The organism is Telluria sp. AZSoR62, assembly GCF_058111565.1.
On record NZ_JBYTST010000498.1, the window covers coordinates 1 to 246 of the forward strand.

The 246-nt window shown below is 50.8% G+C and carries 1 protein-coding gene; it reads right to left on the reverse strand.

What is annotated here, in order from left to right; genetic code table 11:
• A partial coding sequence (locus AC3XQU_RS24520) for a hypothetical protein (RefSeq protein ID WP_489876715.1) occupies nucleotides 1-246 on the reverse strand: 246 nt, incomplete at both ends.

A 246-nucleotide genomic window follows, 5' to 3' on the forward strand; every position in this document is an offset into this window, starting at 1 on the left:
GTAGCCAACGACCGATGCGACATTGTCTTGTCCAAACTCGAAAAGGAAGCCGTTGCATTCAACGGAGAACGGCGTGAGTTCTGCTCCTCTTTTGCGCAGCTTTTCGTGGTTGTTATTGAGTTCGCATAGTTTTTTGTAGCAACTTGCGATCTTGCTTCGATACTTCCAGAGCGTTTCGGTCAGACGGCGGCGATTTGACGATATCCCTTCCATCGCGCCAGTCGTCGATAACTTCAGCCCATCCCC